The organism is Massilia glaciei (genome assembly GCF_003011895.2).
GTDB classification, from domain to species: Bacteria; Pseudomonadota; Gammaproteobacteria; order Burkholderiales; family Burkholderiaceae_D; genus Telluria_A; species Telluria_A glaciei.
On sequence record NZ_PXWF02000040.1, the window covers coordinates 1 to 17,119 of the forward strand.

Annotated in this window: 21 protein-coding genes; 17 read left to right on the top strand and 4 right to left on the bottom strand. The window is 65.8% G+C overall.

Features of this window, described 5'->3' with window-relative positions:
* The 13 genes from C7C56_RS02765 to C7C56_RS02825 all read left to right on the top strand — a co-directional run.
* Positions 1–300, top strand: a 300-nt coding sequence (locus tag C7C56_RS02765) for a Tox-REase-5 domain-containing protein (protein ID WP_219933092.1), incomplete at its 5' end; no start/stop codon positions are given.
* A complete protein-coding gene (locus tag C7C56_RS02770) occupies positions 297–1,025 on the top strand; it encodes an immunity 52 family protein (RefSeq protein ID WP_106755975.1) in 729 nt (242 codons plus the stop codon). The genes C7C56_RS02765 and C7C56_RS02770, both read left to right, overlap by 4 nt.
* 193 nt (positions 1,026–1,218) lie before the next feature.
* Positions 1,219–2,715 carry a B12-binding domain-containing radical SAM protein gene (locus C7C56_RS02775; RefSeq protein WP_106755976.1) on the top strand — a complete coding sequence of 499 codons (1,497 nt, stop codon included), beginning with the start codon at positions 1,219–1,221 and terminating at the stop codon, positions 2,713–2,715.
* A 68-nt stretch (positions 2,716–2,783) separates the two neighbouring features.
* Positions 2,784–3,920 carry an MlaE family ABC transporter permease gene (locus C7C56_RS02780; RefSeq protein ID WP_106755977.1) on the top strand — a complete coding sequence of 379 codons (1,137 nt, stop codon included), beginning with the start codon at positions 2,784–2,786 and terminating at the stop codon, positions 3,918–3,920.
* 128 nt (positions 3,921–4,048) lie between these two features.
* Positions 4,049–4,963, top strand: coding sequence for an ABC transporter ATP-binding protein (locus C7C56_RS02785; protein WP_229457969.1), 915 nt, complete (start codon positions 4,049–4,051; stop codon positions 4,961–4,963).
* A 3-nt stretch (positions 4,964–4,966) separates the two neighbouring features.
* Positions 4,967–5,926 (top strand): MlaD family protein, encoded by a 960-nt coding sequence (locus tag C7C56_RS02790; protein ID WP_106755978.1) that lies wholly within the window; start codon positions 4,967–4,969, stop codon positions 5,924–5,926.
* Positions 5,927–5,937: 11 nt separating this feature from the next.
* Positions 5,938–6,597: an ABC-type transport auxiliary lipoprotein family protein gene (locus tag C7C56_RS02795; protein WP_229457963.1), complete on the top strand. Its 660-nt coding sequence runs from the start codon at positions 5,938–5,940 to the stop codon at positions 6,595–6,597.
* Complete coding sequence (locus tag C7C56_RS02800) at positions 6,594–7,754, top strand: VanZ family protein (RefSeq protein ID WP_106755980.1); 1,161 nt, start codon at positions 6,594–6,596, stop codon at positions 7,752–7,754. Before C7C56_RS02795 ends, C7C56_RS02800 begins: the two co-directional genes overlap by 4 nt.
* A 23-nt stretch (positions 7,755–7,777) precedes the next feature.
* A complete protein-coding gene (locus C7C56_RS02805) occupies positions 7,778–8,122 on the top strand; it encodes a (2Fe-2S) ferredoxin domain-containing protein (RefSeq protein ID WP_106755981.1) in 345 nt (114 codons plus the stop codon).
* 40 nt (positions 8,123–8,162) lie between these two features.
* A complete protein-coding gene (locus C7C56_RS02810) occupies positions 8,163–8,789 on the top strand; it encodes an alpha/beta hydrolase (RefSeq protein ID WP_106755982.1) in 627 nt (208 codons plus the stop codon).
* A 103-nt stretch (positions 8,790–8,892) separates the two neighbouring features.
* Positions 8,893–10,044, top strand: a complete 1,152-nt coding sequence (locus tag C7C56_RS02815) for a D-alanyl-D-alanine carboxypeptidase family protein (protein ID WP_106755983.1) — start codon at positions 8,893–8,895, stop codon at positions 10,042–10,044.
* Positions 10,045–10,362: 318 nt separating this feature from the next.
* The gene (locus tag C7C56_RS02820) at positions 10,363–11,289 is read left to right on the top strand and encodes an aldo/keto reductase (protein WP_106755984.1); all 927 of its coding nucleotides are present in this window, start codon (positions 10,363–10,365) and stop codon (positions 11,287–11,289) included.
* 43 nt (positions 11,290–11,332) lie between these two features.
* Positions 11,333–11,644, top strand: a complete 312-nt coding sequence (locus C7C56_RS02825; protein WP_106755985.1) for a metal-sensitive transcriptional regulator — start codon at positions 11,333–11,335, stop codon at positions 11,642–11,644.
* 114 nt (positions 11,645–11,758) lie between these two features.
* Here the strand turns inward: C7C56_RS02825 and pssA are convergent, their stop codons facing one another.
* Positions 11,759–12,520, bottom strand: a complete 762-nt coding sequence (gene pssA / locus C7C56_RS02830) for a CDP-diacylglycerol--serine O-phosphatidyltransferase (protein WP_106755992.1) — start codon at positions 12,518–12,520, stop codon at positions 11,759–11,761.
* 203 nt (positions 12,521–12,723) lie between these two features.
* Here pssA and C7C56_RS02835 point away from each other — a divergent pair, with 203 nt between their 5' ends.
* On the top strand, positions 12,724–13,680 hold the full coding sequence (locus C7C56_RS02835) for a CAP domain-containing protein (protein ID WP_106755986.1): 957 nt from the start codon (positions 12,724–12,726) through the stop codon (positions 13,678–13,680).
* A gap of 78 nt (positions 13,681–13,758) precedes the next feature.
* Positions 13,759–14,178 (top strand): Hpt domain-containing protein, encoded by a 420-nt coding sequence (locus tag C7C56_RS02840; protein WP_181372993.1) that lies wholly within the window; start codon positions 13,759–13,761, stop codon positions 14,176–14,178.
* A gap of 76 nt (positions 14,179–14,254) precedes the next feature.
* Here the strand turns inward: C7C56_RS02840 and C7C56_RS02845 are convergent, their stop codons facing one another.
* Positions 14,255–14,455: a hypothetical protein gene (locus tag C7C56_RS02845; protein ID WP_229457966.1), complete on the bottom strand. Its 201-nt coding sequence runs from the start codon at positions 14,453–14,455 to the stop codon at positions 14,255–14,257.
* 314 nt (positions 14,456–14,769) lie between these two features.
* A complete protein-coding gene (locus C7C56_RS02850; protein WP_106755989.1) occupies positions 14,770–15,348 on the bottom strand; it encodes a DUF1439 domain-containing protein in 579 nt (192 codons plus the stop codon).
* Positions 15,349–15,686: 338 nt separating this feature from the next.
* Between C7C56_RS02850 and C7C56_RS02855 the strand changes: the two genes are divergently transcribed.
* Together C7C56_RS02855 and C7C56_RS02860 are read left to right on the top strand one after the other, a co-directional pair.
* Entirely contained in the window at positions 15,687–16,031 is a 345-nt protein-coding gene (locus C7C56_RS02855) for a type II toxin-antitoxin system RelE/ParE family toxin (protein ID WP_106755990.1), read from the top strand.
* On the top strand, positions 16,028–16,378 hold the full coding sequence (locus C7C56_RS02860; protein WP_106755991.1) for a helix-turn-helix domain-containing protein: 351 nt from the start codon (positions 16,028–16,030) through the stop codon (positions 16,376–16,378). The genes C7C56_RS02855 and C7C56_RS02860 overlap by 4 nt, the downstream gene beginning before the upstream one ends.
* A 540-nt stretch (positions 16,379–16,918) precedes the next feature.
* Here C7C56_RS02860 and C7C56_RS02865 read toward each other — a convergent pair.
* A partial coding sequence (locus C7C56_RS02865; protein ID WP_181372994.1) for an ATP-binding protein occupies positions 16,919–17,119 on the bottom strand: 201 nt, incomplete at its 5' end.

Consider the following 17,119-nt stretch of genomic DNA (forward strand, 5'->3'; position numbering starts at 1 on the left):
TTCATCATGGAGTGGATGTTCAATGGCGTGGTGTTCGACGGCTTTGACTCCAGCCAATGCCTGCTCAAGGAGGCTAAGGCAAGGTATGACCAGTTCTTCGATCAATTTGGTCGGCCAAAGCTATGGTGGTCGGAAGGCAGAAACGCATTTTTTGCGGAAGCCGTGGCTCAAAGTCTCGCAGCCCAACCCCGCCCGCCGGTGCGGCTCAGGTGGCATTTCATGGAGCCATCAAGCTATCGCTTCTTTTCCGGCATGATTCATGCGGCATTTCCCGATGTGGAGGTAGTATTTCAGCCATGAAACCGACAATTCCAGCACTAGAACTTCAGTACCGCCGGGACGGCGCATCGCTGCCATCAGTCGAAACCCAATTTGACGAGATATATCGATTTTCGCAAGTGGTCGGCAGTTTTTCGCCGTTGCTCCATGAGTGGTATCTGGCAACGGGCAATAGCGAAACTGAAGCACTGCAATATAAGGCTTTCGATGCAGGCGGTGCAAGCGAGGCAGCCCGGGCCGTCGTGCGCACCAAGACCCATGGAAAAACCGATATTCGCTCGATCTCCGTATGGAACGGCGCCAATTCCGACGAGGAAAGCGCGGGCATGACATCCATTTGCATGACGGTCGGCCGCCCAGACCAATTTACTTTCGAACTGAGGGTGAAGCCAGAGGTCAACGATTGGAAGGCGGGTGCCGACTGGATTCAAGCGGCGGTCCGCATCTGGCCTGCTCTGTTTGTGAACTTCGGCCCGGCTTGGTATAGCGAGAAGAAGGTATTCAAGGACCGTCCTGGAGTTAGCTGGATGCTCTACCTGCCGAGAGTGCTGTCGACGAAACAAGTCCCCGAGGCGAGCGCCTTGGTGCCCGTTTTCTCTGCCGACAAGAGACAGGCGGGCACAATCATTGTCAGCATCACGGACGAAGCGTTCTCCGATTCGAATCCCGAGCACGTCAAGATCGCGAACGACATCGAAATCCGGCTGGTCGATCAGGACTTGCTGCCACGTTATGCAGACCTGTAGAGATCGAATTTAAAATTTCGACGATCAAGCGGCCGAGCGTGCCGCCCGCGAGCCACAGCGCGATCACCCGTTTGAGGTCGGACAGGTTGCCCGGGACTGGCAAGCGCGATCGGGCGCGGCGCGCGCGCGGGGCGAGCCGATGGCAACGCCCGCTTAGGCGTAAAATGGCTGCTTTCCCGCCGCCGCGCCCGCCATGACCATCCTGCTCTCCACCCTCAACGCCCGCTACGCCCACGCTTCGCTCGGTTTGCGCTACCTGCTGGCGAACATGGGCGAACTGCAGGGCCGGACCCGTCTGCAGGAGTTCGTCATCGGCGCCAAGACCACCGAGGTCGTCGAAAAACTGCTCTCGCATGCGCCGCGCATCATCGGTTTCGGCGTCTATATATGGAACGTCGACGAAACGACCAAGGTCGTGGCCATGCTCAAGCGCATCGCGCCCGGGATCACGATCGTGCTCGGCGGGCCCGAGGTCTCGCACGAGACGGGCGACCAGGACATCATCCGCATGGCCGACTATCTGGTCACCGGCTGGGGCGACGTGACGTTCCCCAAGTTGTGCGGCGACATACTCGACGGCCCGAAGCCGCTGATGAAGATCCACGCGGGCGCGCAGCCGCCAATGGCCGAAATCGCCATGCCCTACGCGCTGTACACGGACGAGGACATCGCCCACCGCACCCTGTATGTCGAGGCCTCGCGCGGCTGCCCGTTCAAATGCGAATTCTGCCTGTCGGCGCTCGACAAGACGGCCTGGCCGTTCGGCCTCGACACCTTCCTGGGCGAGCTCGAAAGCCTGCACGCCCGCGGCGCGCGCCTGTTCAAATTCGTCGACCGCACCTTCAACCTCAACATCAAGACCAGCCTGAAGATCATGCAGTTCTTCCTCGACAAGCTCGAGGCGAACCCGGACGACCCCGTCTACGCCCACTTCGAGCTGGTGCCCGACCACCTGCCCGACGCGCTCAAGGAGGGCATCGCCAAGTTCCCGCCCGGGGCGCTGCAGTTCGAGATCGGCATCCAGAGTTTCAATCCGGAGGTGCAGGCGCTGGTCAGCCGCAAGCAGGACAACGCCAAGGCGGCCGACAACATCCGCTGGCTGTGCGAGCACTCCAACGCCCACATGCACGTCGACCTGATCGCCGGCCTGCCCGGCGAGGACATGGCCAGCTTCGCGCGCGGCTTCGACCAACTGGTCGCACTCAAGCCCCACGAAATCCAGTTCGGCATCCTCAAGCGCCTGCGCGGCACGCCGATCATCCGCCACACCGAGCAATACGGCCTCGTGTTCGACGCCTACGCGCCGTACACCATCCTGGCGACCAGCCTGATCGATTTCCAGACCATGCAGCGGCTCGTGCGGTTCTCGCGCTACTGGGACCTGGTCGCCAATTCGGGCCGCTTCGCCAACACCATCGAACGCATGCTGGCCGACGCGCCGTTCGATAATTTCATGGCGTTCTCCGACTGGATCTACAGCAAGACCGACGCCACCCACCGGATCGCGCTCGACCGCCTCGCCAACCTCGTGACCCAGTGGCTGCAAACGCGCGGCATGGGCAAGGAGGAGGCCACCTTGCTGGTCGGACGCGACTACGCGGGCCGCGTCGACGCCACCGCCGCGCAGGCCCACGCGCCGAGGCCTGCGGCCGGCGTTCCGCAGCGCCAGGCGCGCCACCTCGCCGCCTGATGCGGCCCGAAACCGATGTCGCACACACAACGGTAGCGGTGCGGCCGAAACTCTTTTACACTGGCGCAATGCCGATTGAAAATGCGCCAACATTAACCGTCAACAAATCCCCGCCCGATGCGGGGCAGTCGGTCGTGGCCACCGGCATCTGGCAGGTGCACGCGCTGGCCGAGTGCGGCAAGATCAAGTCGCTCGGCGCCACGCTGGCCGAGTTCAAGGACGACGCGGCGGCCAGCTGGGACCTGTCCCAGATCGCCAGCCTCGACCACATCGGCGCCCAGATGTTCTGGAACGCTTGGGGCAAGGCCCGTCCGGCCCGGCTGCTGCTGGCCGACCGCCAGGAGGAATTGTTCGAGCGGATCGAAGCGGCCGGCAAGCTGCAGCCCCCGCGCACGCCGCGCGACCGCCTGACCTGGGTCATGAAGCTGGGCATGACGATGCTCTCGTTCTTCGAGCACATGGGCGGCTTCATCGGCCTGATCGGCCAGGTCACGCAGGACCTCGGGCGCTTCATCCGGCACCCGCGGACCGGGCCGTGGCGCGAGATCTCGGCCAACATCTACCACGCCGGCTTCCAGGCGCTGGGGATCACGGCGCTGGTCGGCTTTCTGATCGGGGTGGTGCTGTCCTACTTGTCGGCGCAGCAACTGCGCAGCTACGGCGGCGACGTGTTCCTGGTCGACCTGCTCGGCATGAGCATCATCCGCGAGCTCGGACCGCTGCTGGCGGCGATCCTCGTCGCGGGCCGCTCGGGCTCGTCCATCACCGCCCAGCTCGGCGTGATGCGCGTGACCGAGGAACTCGACGCGATGCTGGTGATGGGCATCTCCCACGGCTACCGCCTGATCATGCCGAAAGTGATCGCGCTGGCCATCTCGATGCCGCTGCTGGTGGTCTGGACCGACACCATGGCCCTGATCGGCGGCATCCTCGCGGCCAAGGTCGAGCTGCACATGTCGGCCCGCTATTTCATCCAGGAGTTGCCCGACGCCGTGCCCTTCGCCAACTACATCATCGGCCTGCTCAAGGGCTGCGTGTTCGGCGTGCTGATCGCGCTCGTGTCGTGCCACTTCGGGCTGCGCATCAAGCCCGACACCGAAAGCCTCGGGCACGGCACCACGACCTCGGTGGTGACCGCGATCACGGTCGTGATCCTGGCCGACGCCGTGTTCGCGATCATCTTCAGCGGCGTGGGGTTCCCGTGACCGACAGCGCGAAATTGAGCCCCAGCGCGAGCCCCAGCGCGAACCCCAGCGCGAACCCCAGCGCGAACCCCAGCGCGGGCCCGGGCACCAGCCCGGGCGGCGCCGCGCGCGCCGCGCCGCGCCTGACCATGAAGCCGGACGAGGACGTCGGCCCGCCCGTGGTCCAGATCGAAGGCCTGTGGACCAAGTTCGGCCGCACCGTCGTGCACCAGGACCTCAACCTCGAAATCTACGCCGGCGAGATCCTCTCGATCGTGGGCGGCTCGGGCACCGGCAAGACCGTGCTGCTGCGCCAGATGCTCGGGCTCGAGACGCCCGCGCGCGGCCACGTGCGCGTGTTCGGCGAGGACATCAGCGAGGCCGAGGCGGGCCAGCTGCAGCGCATGCGCAACCACTGGGGCATGCTGTTCCAGCACGGCGCGATGTATTCGGCGTTGTCGGTGTTCGACAATATCGCCCAGCCGCTGCGCGAATTGCGCGCCCTGCCCGAGGACGTGATCCGCGACGCCGTGTTTTTGAAGATGCATATGGTAGGCTTGGGGATCGAGCACGCCTTCAAGATGCCGTCCGACCTGTCGGGCGGGATGATCAAGCGCGCCTCGCTGGCGCGCGCGCTCGCGCTCGAGCCGCGGCTGCTGTTCCTCGACGAACCGACCGCCGGGCTCGACCCGGACCTGTCGGACGCCTTCGTGACGCTGATCCGGTCGCTGCACCGCGAGCTCGGGCTGACCGTGGTCATGGTCACGCACGACCTCGACACCCTGTTCGCGTTGTCGAGCCGGGTCGCGGTGCTGGCCGAAAAACACGTGATCGCGCTGGGGCCGACGCGCGACGTGCTCGAGGTGGACCATCCGTTCATCAAACAATTCTTCCTGGGCGCGCGCGGCAAGCGCGCGCTCGAAGTGCTCGACGAGCACGACGAGCACGACGGCCACGAGGCGCACGAGGCGCAGGGCCAGGCGGGCGCCGGCGCGCCGGACGAGGCGGCGCCGGGGCAGACGGACCAGCAAGCAGACGGACCAGCAGGGCAATCGGAGAAGTAACTTATGGAAAACAGATCGCACGCACTAATGACGGGTTTCTTCACGCTCGCGCTCCTGGTCGCGACCGTGGCGGCCGGCATCTGGTTCAACCGCGACACCGTGGACCGGGCGCCCTACGAGATCGCCACCACCCAGTCGATTCCCGGCCTCAATCCGCAGGCCACGGTGCGCTACCGCGGGCTCGAGGTGGGCCGGGTCGACGAGATCATTTTCGACGACAAGATCGCCGGCCAAATCCTGATCCGGCTCGCGATCGACGAGAACGCGCCCGTCACCACCACCACCTACGCCACCCTCGGCTACCAGGGCGTGACCGGGATCGCCTTCATCCAGCTCGACGACGACAAGACCGGTTCGCCGCGCCTGCCGACCAATACCGAGGATCCGGCCAACATCGCGCTGCGCCCGGGTTTCCTCGACCAGCTCGAAAAGCGCGGCATGGTGATCCTCGAAAAGGCCGAATCGCTGGCCACCCGCGCCAATGAGCTGCTGGGGCCGGAGAACCAGAAAAAGTTCGTGGCCGCGCTCGACAACGCGGGCAGGGCCGCCGCCGCGTTCGAGCAAATCCCGCGCCAGCTCGAGCCGACCCTCAAGCGCCTGCCCGAGCTGACCGCCAAGGTCGACCAGAGCCTGGCCAAGTTCGACGCCTTCTCGACCAGCGCCGCGCGCACCGCCGACAACTACGACCGCCTCGCCACCACGCTGCAGGCCCAGGACGGACCGCTCAGCAAGCTGACCGGCACCATCGAGCGCGTCGGCGGCTCGCTCGACGGCGTGATCAGCAACCTCGAGATGCAAACCCTGCCGGCCTTCGTGTCCATGACGGGCGAGGCGCGCACCTCGCTGCGCGCCGTCAAGCGCACCGCCAACTCGCTCGCCGACCGTCCGCAAAGCATCCTGTTCGGCGCCCCCAACGCCGCGCCCGGACCGGGCGAGCCGGGCTTCGTACCACCTTCCCAATGAGGACCGCCGCCGTGAACCCTACCCCGCCACCGAGCCTGAGCCTGAGCCCGACGCCGTCCCGGCCATCCCCCCCGCTGCGCCGGCTGCTCGGCGCGCTCGGCGCCGCCGCCGCGCTGGCCGCGTGCACCACAACCCCCAAGCAGCCCGGCAACGCCGTGTACGACTTCGGCGCCCCGGTAGTGGCCGCCGCGCCGGCGGCCGCGCCGCTGCCGGCGCTGGTCGTGGCCGCCGTCGGCGGCCCGCCCGCGCTCGACAACGAGCGCATGGTCTACCGCCTCAACTACGCCGACCCGCTGCAGGCGCGCACCTACGCCATGAGCCGCTGGGGCAGCAGCCCGCTCGAGATGCTGACCCAGCGCTTCAAGTCGCGCCTGTCGCAGGCCGGGGTCAAGGTGCTCTCGCCCGAGGACGCCGCGCTCGGGATCCCGCTGCTGCGCATCGAGGTCGACGATTTCAGCCACGTCTTCGACAGCCCCGGCGCCAGCCACGGCCAGGTGGTGCTGCGCGCCTCGCTGTTCGACGGCCACCGCCTGCTCGACCAGCGCACCTTCAGCCGCAAGAGCGCCGCCACCAGCGCCGACGCCGGCGGCGGCGCGCGCGCTCTCGCGGCCTCGGCCGACGCGGTGGCCGGCGAGATGCTGGCCTGGCTGGCCGCCGCGCCCAAAAAATGAGCGCGCCCCTGCCCGCGCCCCCGCCCCCGCCCGCGCAGGCCGGCTCGCCGGTCGCGCGCGCGGCCCTGTTCGCGTACGTCCTGCTGATCATCTACGCGAGCTGGTACCCGTTCTCGGGCTGGCGCGCGAGCGGCATCGAGCCGACCACCTTCCTGAACCTGGCCGGCCAGCGCTACTGGACCTGGTTCGACGTGCTGGTCAACATCGTCGGCTACATCCCGCTCGGCACCCTGATCGTGTTCGCGCTGCACCCGCGCGTGCGCGGCGCGTGGGCGGTGCTGCTGGCGGCCGTGCTCGGGGTGCTGATCTCGGGCGGCATGGAGGCTGTGCAAACCTACCTGCCGAGCCGGGTGCCGTCCAACCTCGACCTGGTCACCAACTCGCTCGGCTGCCTGGTCGGGGCCGCCGTCGGCGCCCTGCTGGCGCGCACCTTCCTCGACCAGGGCCGCCTGTACCAGCTGCGCGCGCGCTGGTTCGCGCCGCACGCGAGCCAGGGCCTGGTGCTCGTCGCGCTGTGGCCGCTGGCCCAGATCTACCCGCTCGGCTTCCTGTTCGGCCACGGCCAGGTGCTGCCGATGATCTCCGGCTGGCTCACCGACTTCCTCGGCTACAGCGTCGACCTGGTCGCCATGCTGCGCCCCGGCGCCGCCATGACCGCCCAGCAGTTCTGGCTCTCCGAGACCATCATCACCGCCTGCGGCATGACGGGCGCGGCCCTCACCATGCTGTGCCTGCTGCGGCGCGCGGCCCCGCGCGCCCTGCTCGTGGTCTGCATGCTCGGCGCGGCGCTGCTGCTCAAGACGCTGGCGAGCTCGCTGCTGTTCTCGCCCGACCACGCGCTGGTCTGGAAGACCCCGGGCGCCGAGGGCGGCATCCTGATCGGCGCCATCATGATCGCCGGCCTCGCGTTCGCGCCGCAGCAGGCGCAGCGGCGCCTCGCCGTGGCCACCCTGCTGCTGTGCCTGCTCGTGGTCAACACCGTGCCCGTGAACCCGTATTTCGTGGCCACGCTGCAGGGCTGGCACCAGGGAAAGTTTCTTAATTTCAACGGCGCCGCCAAATTCCTGTCGGTGACCTGGTCCTTCCTGGCGCTCTGGTTCCTGCTGCTGCCGTCGCATAAACTCAATCGCCAGGCAGAACGCGTATCATTGCAGTAATTTCCCAGCCCCGTGAGCAGAGCATGAGCGACCAGCCCGACCAGCCCGACCAGCCCGACAAACCTTATTTTGAACACCACGTTTTCTTTTGCATGAACAAGCGGGTCGACGGCCGCGCCTGCTGCGGCGAGGTCGGCGCCGACCTGGCCCAACAGTACGCCAAGCGCCGCATCAAGGAGCTCGGCCTGAACGGGCACGAGAAGATCCGCGTCAACCAGGCCGGCTGCCTCGACCGCTGCGCCGAGGGCCCGGTGCTGGTGGTCTATCCCGAGGGCGTCTGGTACACCTATGTCGACAACAGCGACATCGACGAGATCATCGACAGCCACCTGGTCGGCGGCAAGGTCGTCGAACGCCTGAAAATCTGAACCCCGCTCCGAACCAGCCCGCAACCGGCACCACCGACCTATGATCAAGAACACCAAATTCACGCTGGCCGGCCACGCCGGCGCCATGGAATGCCAGCTCGACTCGCCCGAGGCGGCCCCGCGCGGCATCGCCCTGATCGCCCACCCGCACCCACTGTACGGCGGCACGATGGACAACAAGGTCGCGCAGACGCTCTCGCGCACCTTCGTCACGCTCGGCTACGTGTCGGCGCGCTTCAATTTCCGCGGCGTGGGCGGCTCGGCCGGCAGCCACGACCACGGCCACGGCGAGACCGACGACATGGCCATGATGCTGGCCCACATGCGCGCCCTGTATCCGGGCCTGCCTGTGGCGCTGGCCGGCTTCTCGTTCGGCACCTTCGTCCAGGCGCAGCTGCAGCAGCGCCTGCTCGGGGCGGGCGAGCCGGCCGAGCGCCTGGTGCTGGTCGGCACCGCCGCCGGCAAGTGGCCGATGCCCGAGGTGCCGCCCGAGACGATCCTGATCCACGGCGAACTCGACGACACCATCCCCCTGACCGCCGTGTTCGACTGGGCGCGGCCGCAGGACCTGCCCGTGATCGTGATCCCGGGCGCCGACCATTTCTTCCACCGCAAGCTCGGCCACATTAAAAACCTCGTGATTCAATTGTGGAAGCATGCGCTGTAAAACAGACGCAAGCGCCTATAATCAGGGCTCTTTTTTTCCGGCGCCCAACCCGGCCGCCCGCACCTGCCCACCCTGCACCTGTCCACCCAAATATATTAAGCCCATGAAAAAATTGTTCGCGGCCCTCGCCGCAAGTGTCCTGCTCCTGACCGGCGCCGCCGCCCAAACCGTGCCGGCGCCGACCATCGCCGCCCGCTCCTGGCTGCTGCTCGACGCCACCAGCGGCCAGGTCATCGCCTCGCAGGACCCGACCGCCCGGATCGAGCCGGCCTCGCTGGTCAAGATCATGACGGCCTACCTGACCTTCGCCGCGATCCGCGACAAAAAACTCGAGCTCGAGCAGATGGTCACGGTCTCGGAGCGGGCCTGGAAGGTCGACCCGAGCAGCTCGAAAATGTTCATCGACCCGGCCACCCCGGTCAAGGTCGACGACCTGCTGCACGGCCTGATGGTCCAGTCGGGCAACGACGCCGCCGTCGCGCTGGCCGAGGCAGTCGCCGGCGACGAGGCCACCTTCGTGGTGCTGATGAACCGCGAGGCGGTCCGCATGGGCATGAAGGACACCCGCTTCGCCAACGCCCACGGCCTGCCGAGCCCGGACAATTTCTCGACCGCGCAAGACCTGTCGATCCTGGCCAAGCGCGTCATCGCCGACTTCCCCCAGTTCTACAAGATCGACTCGGTCAAGAGCTTCACCTACAACAAGATCACCCAGCCCAACCGCAACCGCCTGCTGTGGCTCGACCCGACCGTCGACGGCATGAAGACCGGCCACACCGAGGCCGCCGGCTATTGCATGATCGCCTCGGCGCGCCGCCCGAACGGCAGCGCCGGCGTGCGCCGCCTGATCTCGGTGGTGCTCGGCACCAATTCGGACCAGGCCCGCACCCAGGAAAGCCAGAAGCTGCTCAACTGGGGCTTCCAGAACTTCGACACCGTCCGGCTCTACGCCAAGGGCCAGGCGATCCAGAGCCCGCATGTCTGGAAGGGTTCGCAGAACACGGTCAAGATCGGCTTCACGAGCGACGTGCTGGTGACGGTGCCCAAGGGCGTGGCCGCCCGCATGAAGCCTGTGCTCGAGCGCAAGGACCCGCTGGTCGCGCCGCTCGCGCTCAACAGCAAAGTCGGCACCCTCAAGATGATGGTCGATGGCAAGCCGATGCTCGAACTGCCCGTGGTCGCGCTCGAGGAGGTGCCGCTGGCGACCATCTTCGGCCGCGCTTGGGATTCGATGCGGCTCTGGTTCAACAAGTAAGCAAATAGCAAGCAAATAGCGAGCAAATAGCAAACAAATAGCGCCCGGGACGAAGCGGCTGTGGAAGCTTGCAGGAATCGCTGACGGGAATCGGCGGCACACCTGAACCAACATCGTCCTCGCGCACGCGGGGACCCATAGAACAGTTGCTCATTGCCAGCGTTCCATGGATCCCCGCGTGCGCGGGGACGATGTGGTGGCAGGGCCACTCCTGCTTAACATCGCGCGATGCGTGCCCACAGCCACATTCGCAGTTACATTCGCAGTTACATTCGCAGTTACATTCATCAACCAATAACGAGAACGAGAACGACGACGATGCCACACCGCCTGCCAGCCGACCTTTCCTGCCCACGCGTGGCAACCAGCGCCGGGGGCTTGGCGATGTCGCGCATCGTCGCCGGCATGTGGCGCATGACCGAATGGGGCATGACGGTGCAGCAGCGGGTGGCCTTCATCGAGCAGTGCGTCGCGCTCGGCGTGACCAGCTTCGACCACGCCGACATCTACGGCGGCTATGGCGTCGAGGGCCTGTTCGGCGAGGCGCTGCGGCAGCAGCCGGGCCTGCGCGACAAGATCGAACTGGTCAGCAAGTGCGGCATCAAACTGGTCTCGCCGGCGCGCCCCGCGCACACCATCCAGCACTACGACACGGGCGCGGCCCACATCACCGCCTCGGTCGAGCAGTCGCTGCGCCAGCTCGGCACCGACCGCCTCGACCTGCTGCTGATCCACCGGCCCGACCCGCTCATGAACTTCGACGAGATCGCAGAGACCTTCGGCGCCCTGCGCAAGGCCGGCAAGGTGCGCCATTTCGGCGTGTCCAACTTCAGCCGCCACCAGTTCGAGTGCCTCAACAAGCGCATCGCGCTGGTGACCAACCAGGTCGAATTCTCGCCCATGCACATGGCGCCGATGTTCGACCAGACCTTCGACGGCCTGCAGGACCTGGGGGTGGCGCCGATGATCTGGTCGCCGCTGGCGGGCGGGCGCCTGTTCAGCGGCACCGGGGACCGCGCCGAGGGCCTGCGGCTGGTCATCAAGGAGATCGCCGACGAACTCGACCAGCCGTTCGCCAGCGTGGTGTTCGCGTGGATCATGCAACTGCCGTGCCGCCCGCTGCCGCTGACCGGCAGCGGCCGGCTCGAGGCGATCGCCGTGGCGGTGGCAGGCACCCGCTTCACGCTGAGCCACGGCGACTGGTACAAGATCCTGCGCGCCGGGCGCGGACACGAGGTGGCGTAAGCCGCCAGCCCCTTTCAACCCAGATTGCCCACGGGAGCCGGAGATGGCCGACAGCGAGCGCAGGATCGTCGAGGGGAGCGCGCTCGGCGCGCAGCAGAAGAAGGACCTGTTGCACCGGCTGGCGCGGGTCGAGGGCCAGTTGCGCGGCGTGCAAAAGCTGATCGCGCTGGCCGACCAGCCGGGCGACTGCGACGCCGTGGCGCAGCAGATGGCGGCGGCGCGCAAGGCGCTCGACCGCTGCTTCGTGCAACTGCTCACCGGCGCCATGCGCAACCAGAGCGCGCAGGCGCGCGACGTGGACGAGGCCCGGGCCAGCGCGGCCAGCCTGGCCGACCTGCTCGACAAATTCGCCTGAGTTAATCCGCCCGCCCCTCACCTTCACCCTCACCCTCACCTTCGCCTGAGCCGGCCCTACCGCCACTTCCCTTCCCGATCATCCCGCCAATCCCGCCGCGTCCGGTCCGCCGTCTTAGTCCTCGGTGTCGAAGCGCTGCGGCGGCGCCACGCCGCGCCAGCCCGCGCGCCAGCCGATGTTGAACAGCAGGGCCACGCCCACGTAGCCGACAAAAAACAGCGCGAAGAAGCGCGTCTGCAGCCACGCCAGCAGCGCCAGGTTGGCGCCGATGAGCAGGAACACGACCGCATTCTTCGGCTGCTTGGAGCTCGGGAAGCGCAGCGTCGACACCATCAGCGCGCCCACGCCGGTCATCAGGGCAACCACCAGCGCCGCGTGCGCCAGGCTGGCGGCCGGATCGGGCCAGGCCACCACCACAGAGGCCACGCAGGCGGCGCCGGCGGTGATCGGCATGCCGACGAAATAGCGCGGATCGGTGCGCGCCACGTTGACGTTGAAGCGCGCCAGCCGCAGCGCGCCGCAGGCGACGTACACGAAGCAGGCCAGCCCGCCGATGCGCAGCAGGGTCGGATGGTCGGCGCCCAGCCCCACGAAGCCGTAGCCGTACAGCAGGATGGCGGGGGCGCAGCCGAAGTTCATGACGTCGGCGATCGAGTCGAGCTGCATGCCGAACTCGGAGGTGGTGTTGGTGGCGCGCGCGACGAAGCCGTCGAGCGCGTCGAACACCCCGGCCAGCACCAGCAGCACGGCCGCCAGGCGGAAGTCGCCGGGGTCGCCGATGTGGGCGTTGTCGACCGAGATGACGATGCTGCCGAAGCCGCACGCGAGCGAGAGCAGGGTGACAAAGCTGGGCAGGGCGAACTTGGCGCGCGCCATCTGCTGCTTGCGGGTGAGTTTGTTCAAAAGGTTGTCGCTTCCGCCTGTGGGATGGCTTTAAGATAGGGATACGTTTCCCGTGGATCGGTTTCCGCATTCTACCGTGCCACACGGCCAATGCTGCAACTTCGCCAAACGCGCTCAGCGCATTTGGGATTGGCCCTAAAATCGCGGATTGGAATTTATTTCGCAGGAGTAATCAAATGAGCAAGTTCAATCGCTGGAGTGGCCGGCTCCTGACGCTCGCCGGCGCGTGCGCGCTGCTTGCCTGCGGCGGCGGCGCGGGCGGCGACCCCGCGCCCGCCCCGGCGCAGCAGGCGCCCGCGCCGCCGCCGGAGCCGGGCTCGCCCGCGTCGGTCAACAACGTCGCCACCGACGGCCTGAACTGGGTCAACTTCCGCCGCACCCAGGCCGGCATGCCGGTGCTGGTCCAGAACGGCCAGGTCGACCAGGCCGCGTTCGGCCATTCCGAGTATCAACGGATCAACAACATCGTCAGCCACGACCAGGTGGCGGGCAAGCCCGGTTACACGGGCGCGCAACTGCTCGAGCGCCTCAACGCGGCCGGCTACAGCTTCGGCAACGCCAGCTTCGCCTACGGCGAGGTGATTTCGGCGACCAACAGCGATTCGGGCGCCTACATGGTCGAGTCGCTGGTGACCGCGATCTACCACCGCTTCGTGATCTTCGAACCGATGTTCAAGGAGCTCGGCACCGGCTCGGCCCGCCGCAACGACGGCTACACCTACTTCACCGCCAATTTCGCCGCCCGCGGGGGGCTCGGCGCCGGCATCGCCAACGGCACCGTCGCGCTCTGGCCGTTCAACGGGCAGATCAATGTGACGCGCAATTTCTTCTCGGACGAGGAGTCGCCCGATCCGGTCGCCGGCGCCAACGAGGTCGGCTATCCGGTCAGCGTGCACGCCAACATCAGCGCCAACCTGAGCGTGCAGCAGTTCCGCCTGCGCGAACGGGGCGCCGGCGCCGATGTCAACGTCAAGCTGCTGAGCAAAGCCAGCGATGGCGCCTACACGCCGGCCTCGGCCGCGGCGCTGGTGCCGCTGGCGCCGCTCAAGGCCAACACCACCTACGACGTCAGCTTCAGCGGCCTGATCGGCTCGTCCCCGGTGGCGCGCGACTGGTCGTTCACGACAAAATAAACCGGCGGCGCCCGATTCCAGTTATGCAACATGGTATCGTTGATGTCACGCGGGTTTTCAGAACCACAAGAGAACGCCATGACACCAACCGATCTGCCTGCCGCCTGCGGCGACGCGCCCGAAGGGTCGCCGGCGGCCATTCTTGACACCGAAGAGGGCCTCGACCGGGTGATGGGCAACCGCGCCCTGTACGCGCGCATGCTCAGGCGTTTCCGCGCCGAATACGAGGGCTTTTCCGCCGCGCTCGGGGTGGTGCTGGGCGCGGGCGAGACCGAGCGCGCGAAGCGCCAGGCGCACACCCTGAAGGGCGCCGCGGGAATGATCGGGGCCTGCCGCGTGCACCAGCAGGCAGGCGCGCTCGAGGACGCCATCGGCGGGGTCGCGGGCGCGGGCTTGTGGCAGCCGGAGTTGGCCAAGCTGGATCGGGAACTCGGCCTCGCGCTGCGCGCGCTCGACGGCGCGCTCGGCGACAAATCCGGGCCGGGCGCAATCGGCTGAAGGCCGCGCCATGGCGGCGCGCAATACATGGAGGGAAGTGTGAAACGCTTGCGCGCGAGCGGCGCGGGCCGGTGCGTCAGCGCGTGTAGGCGGCTTCTTCGTCGTAGGCGTCGGCGCAGTCCTTGCCGCAGAAGCGTCGCACGCTGTCGAGCGGCTTGTCGCAGTACCAGCAAGCCCCTTTCGCCGTCACCAGGTCGCGCGGGCGCAAGGGCCGCGCGACCGGGACGGCGGTGTCGCCCGCATCCTTGTCCGGCATACTTTCCTGTGTCGTTTCCACGATCCCTCCTTCAGGCCAGCCAATCACTGTTTCGCAAGGTTACTTGAGTGGAATTGTGCGGACATGAGAATTCTCAATCCCAGTCTTTACATTCGCCACCGGTGCCGCAATGGTCGCGCCGGAGCGGCGCCCGGCGGCCCGGCGTGGCCGCCTTGCCTGTCCTGCACAAAGCCTGCGTTCTGGCCGACTGGAACGGGAAAAAAAACAAGAAGTCGACACCGCTAAATCATAGCAGGATTGGCCAGTCGGGAACCGGTCAATACAAAAGATGTGTCCGCTTGATCGCTGTCCCGCGGCGCACCCGGCCGGCCAGGTTATTTTTCCGGTTCGATCGTCACCACCAGCCCCCGCGGCGTGGTCGCGATGCGCGTCGGCGTAAATTGCATGCCCGCGTAGCGCACGTCCTCGGGCCGGAAGCGGTACAGGGGAAGGTCGCGCGTGAGCTGCTCCATGAGCAGGTCGGCGACCCTGACCAGCATGCGCTGCTGGGCAGGGTCGATGCCGTCGACGACGAACTGGTCGATCCGGGCGTCGCGCATGAAGATCGCGTTGCGCGTGGGGTCGACCTCGAGCCGGCCAGACAGCGCCATGCGCCCGCGCCACGCCTTGCGCAAAAAGGCCGGCGCGAACGAGGCGTCCATGCCGAGCGCGACCCTGCCGCTGTCGTCGAGGATCGAGAGCTGGGGCCGGGTGAGTTGGACGTCGAATAGCTCGAGCATGCGGTTTTGCACGGGGAAGCGGCGCTCGAGCCCCTCCTGCAGGCGCGACAGGGGCAGGGATATCTCGCGCGGGCCGACGATGCTGGCGCAGCCCGCGAGCAGCGCGCAGAACAGCAGCGCGAAAGCGGCCCATCGGAGTGGCGGTTGGCGTGCTGCGGCTGTGCTCGGGTTCATATTTTCTGGTCCTGTGGATGCGGCTGGGCTGGGGACAGTGGAGCGAAAAGCGTAGCACATAGCCGCATGGTGCGTGATGCGCCTCACCGTCTGTCCCGCGTGGTTGTCATTCTCTTCGAAGCAATTGATGCGACCCGCATAAACTATTGCGTTCAGTCCACGTAGGATTCAGATCACGGTACCGATTTCGCTACCCAACGCTCAACTTTTTTCCCGCAACGGGCTGGCTGGCAGTTCAATTGAGATTGAAACAAGGTACAGCCGTGGCCCCATGCGATCCTGAAGCGAGCAAGCGACAGTTGGCCTATTCAATCCACCAATGTACAAAATTTGATACTATGGCAACCGACAAAGAAATTCGTTGGATTGGCTCTTCCTATGAGGACATCCTAAGCTTTCCAAGTGATGCGCGCCGCGAAGCGGGCTTTCAGCTCGGTAAAGTACAAGCTGGGTTGGTCCCAGATGACTGGAAGCCATTTAACGATGTCGGACCCGGCACGCGGGAGATCCGTATCAGGGATTCTGCAGGTATATTCCGGGTCATGTACGTGGCGAAATTTGAGGATGCGATTTACGTGCTGCATTGCTTTCAAAAGAAAACCGAAGTGACTGCCAATCGCGACAAGGAAATAGCCAGTGCCCGATACAGGGCCATCATTCACGCGAGGAGGGCGAAAAAATGAGGAAGACCCAGCCGGCCAACATCGATACGGAAATCCGCCACGTTACCGGGGCCGCAACCAATATATTTTCCGAACTCGGCTTTTCGCCAGAGGACGCGCGCCGCTTTGAGTGCGAGTCGCGCGAAAGAATCGACCATGCTCTCGCCCTCAAAGAACAGCTCATGAGCGAGTTGACGAATTGGATCGCGCTACGGAAGCTTAAGCAGAGTGAAGCGGCGCTTATTTTGCATGTGACCCGCCCCCGCATCTCCGATGTCGTGAACAAGAAAACCAGCAAATTCACCATTGACGCTCTGGTCGATATGCTTGCCCGCGCGGGCAAGCCGGTGAAGATCGTCGTCGGGTAATTCGTCCTCGGACTGTCACCTGGAAAACGACATGAAACTTCCGACTATTTCGATGCAGAAGCGACTGACAAGGCAACGATGGCTCAACCACGGCACTTTCGCCAAGACCATCGTTTTTGCGTACTAACTTGTGTACTAAAGATGAATTATGATGGATGTCTTACCCATTCTCGCCAACGACAGCAAATTCCAGCGCCCCCTTTGACATCCACGTTCACGACCCTTTCGATTCTGGCCGGCACCTGACGATGCTGCGTGACCTAAGGCTTGATGATCTGGCCCTGGCCGAAGGGCTTCTGAAAAGTGAGGACGAACCGGACGAACCAGATTTTGAGTATGCCCTACTCGGGCCGGCCGAGATGCTGATAACGGGCCGGTTTGAAGGCGGCTGCGTATTCCACGCAAACTGGACACCTGTTCCGCCGCAAACTGGACAGTCATTCCAGCGCAAACTGGACACCTGTTCCATGCCAAACTGGACACCTGTTCCACGTCAAACTGGACACTTTGGGCGCAACGGCGCGGGGTTGAGGAGTGGTTTTACTCTGGACTGGCGGAGCTTGTCAAATTTGCCCGCTTTTTCCGCAGTGAATCTCCTTTCAAGTTGAGCTGATGGGCGTTGTGGACCAAGCGGTCGAGGATGGCATCGGCCAGGGTGGCGTCGCCGATGGCTGCGTGCCAATGTTCAATCGGAAGCTGGCTGGTGACGATAGTCGAACCGCTGCCGTGTGTTACGCACCG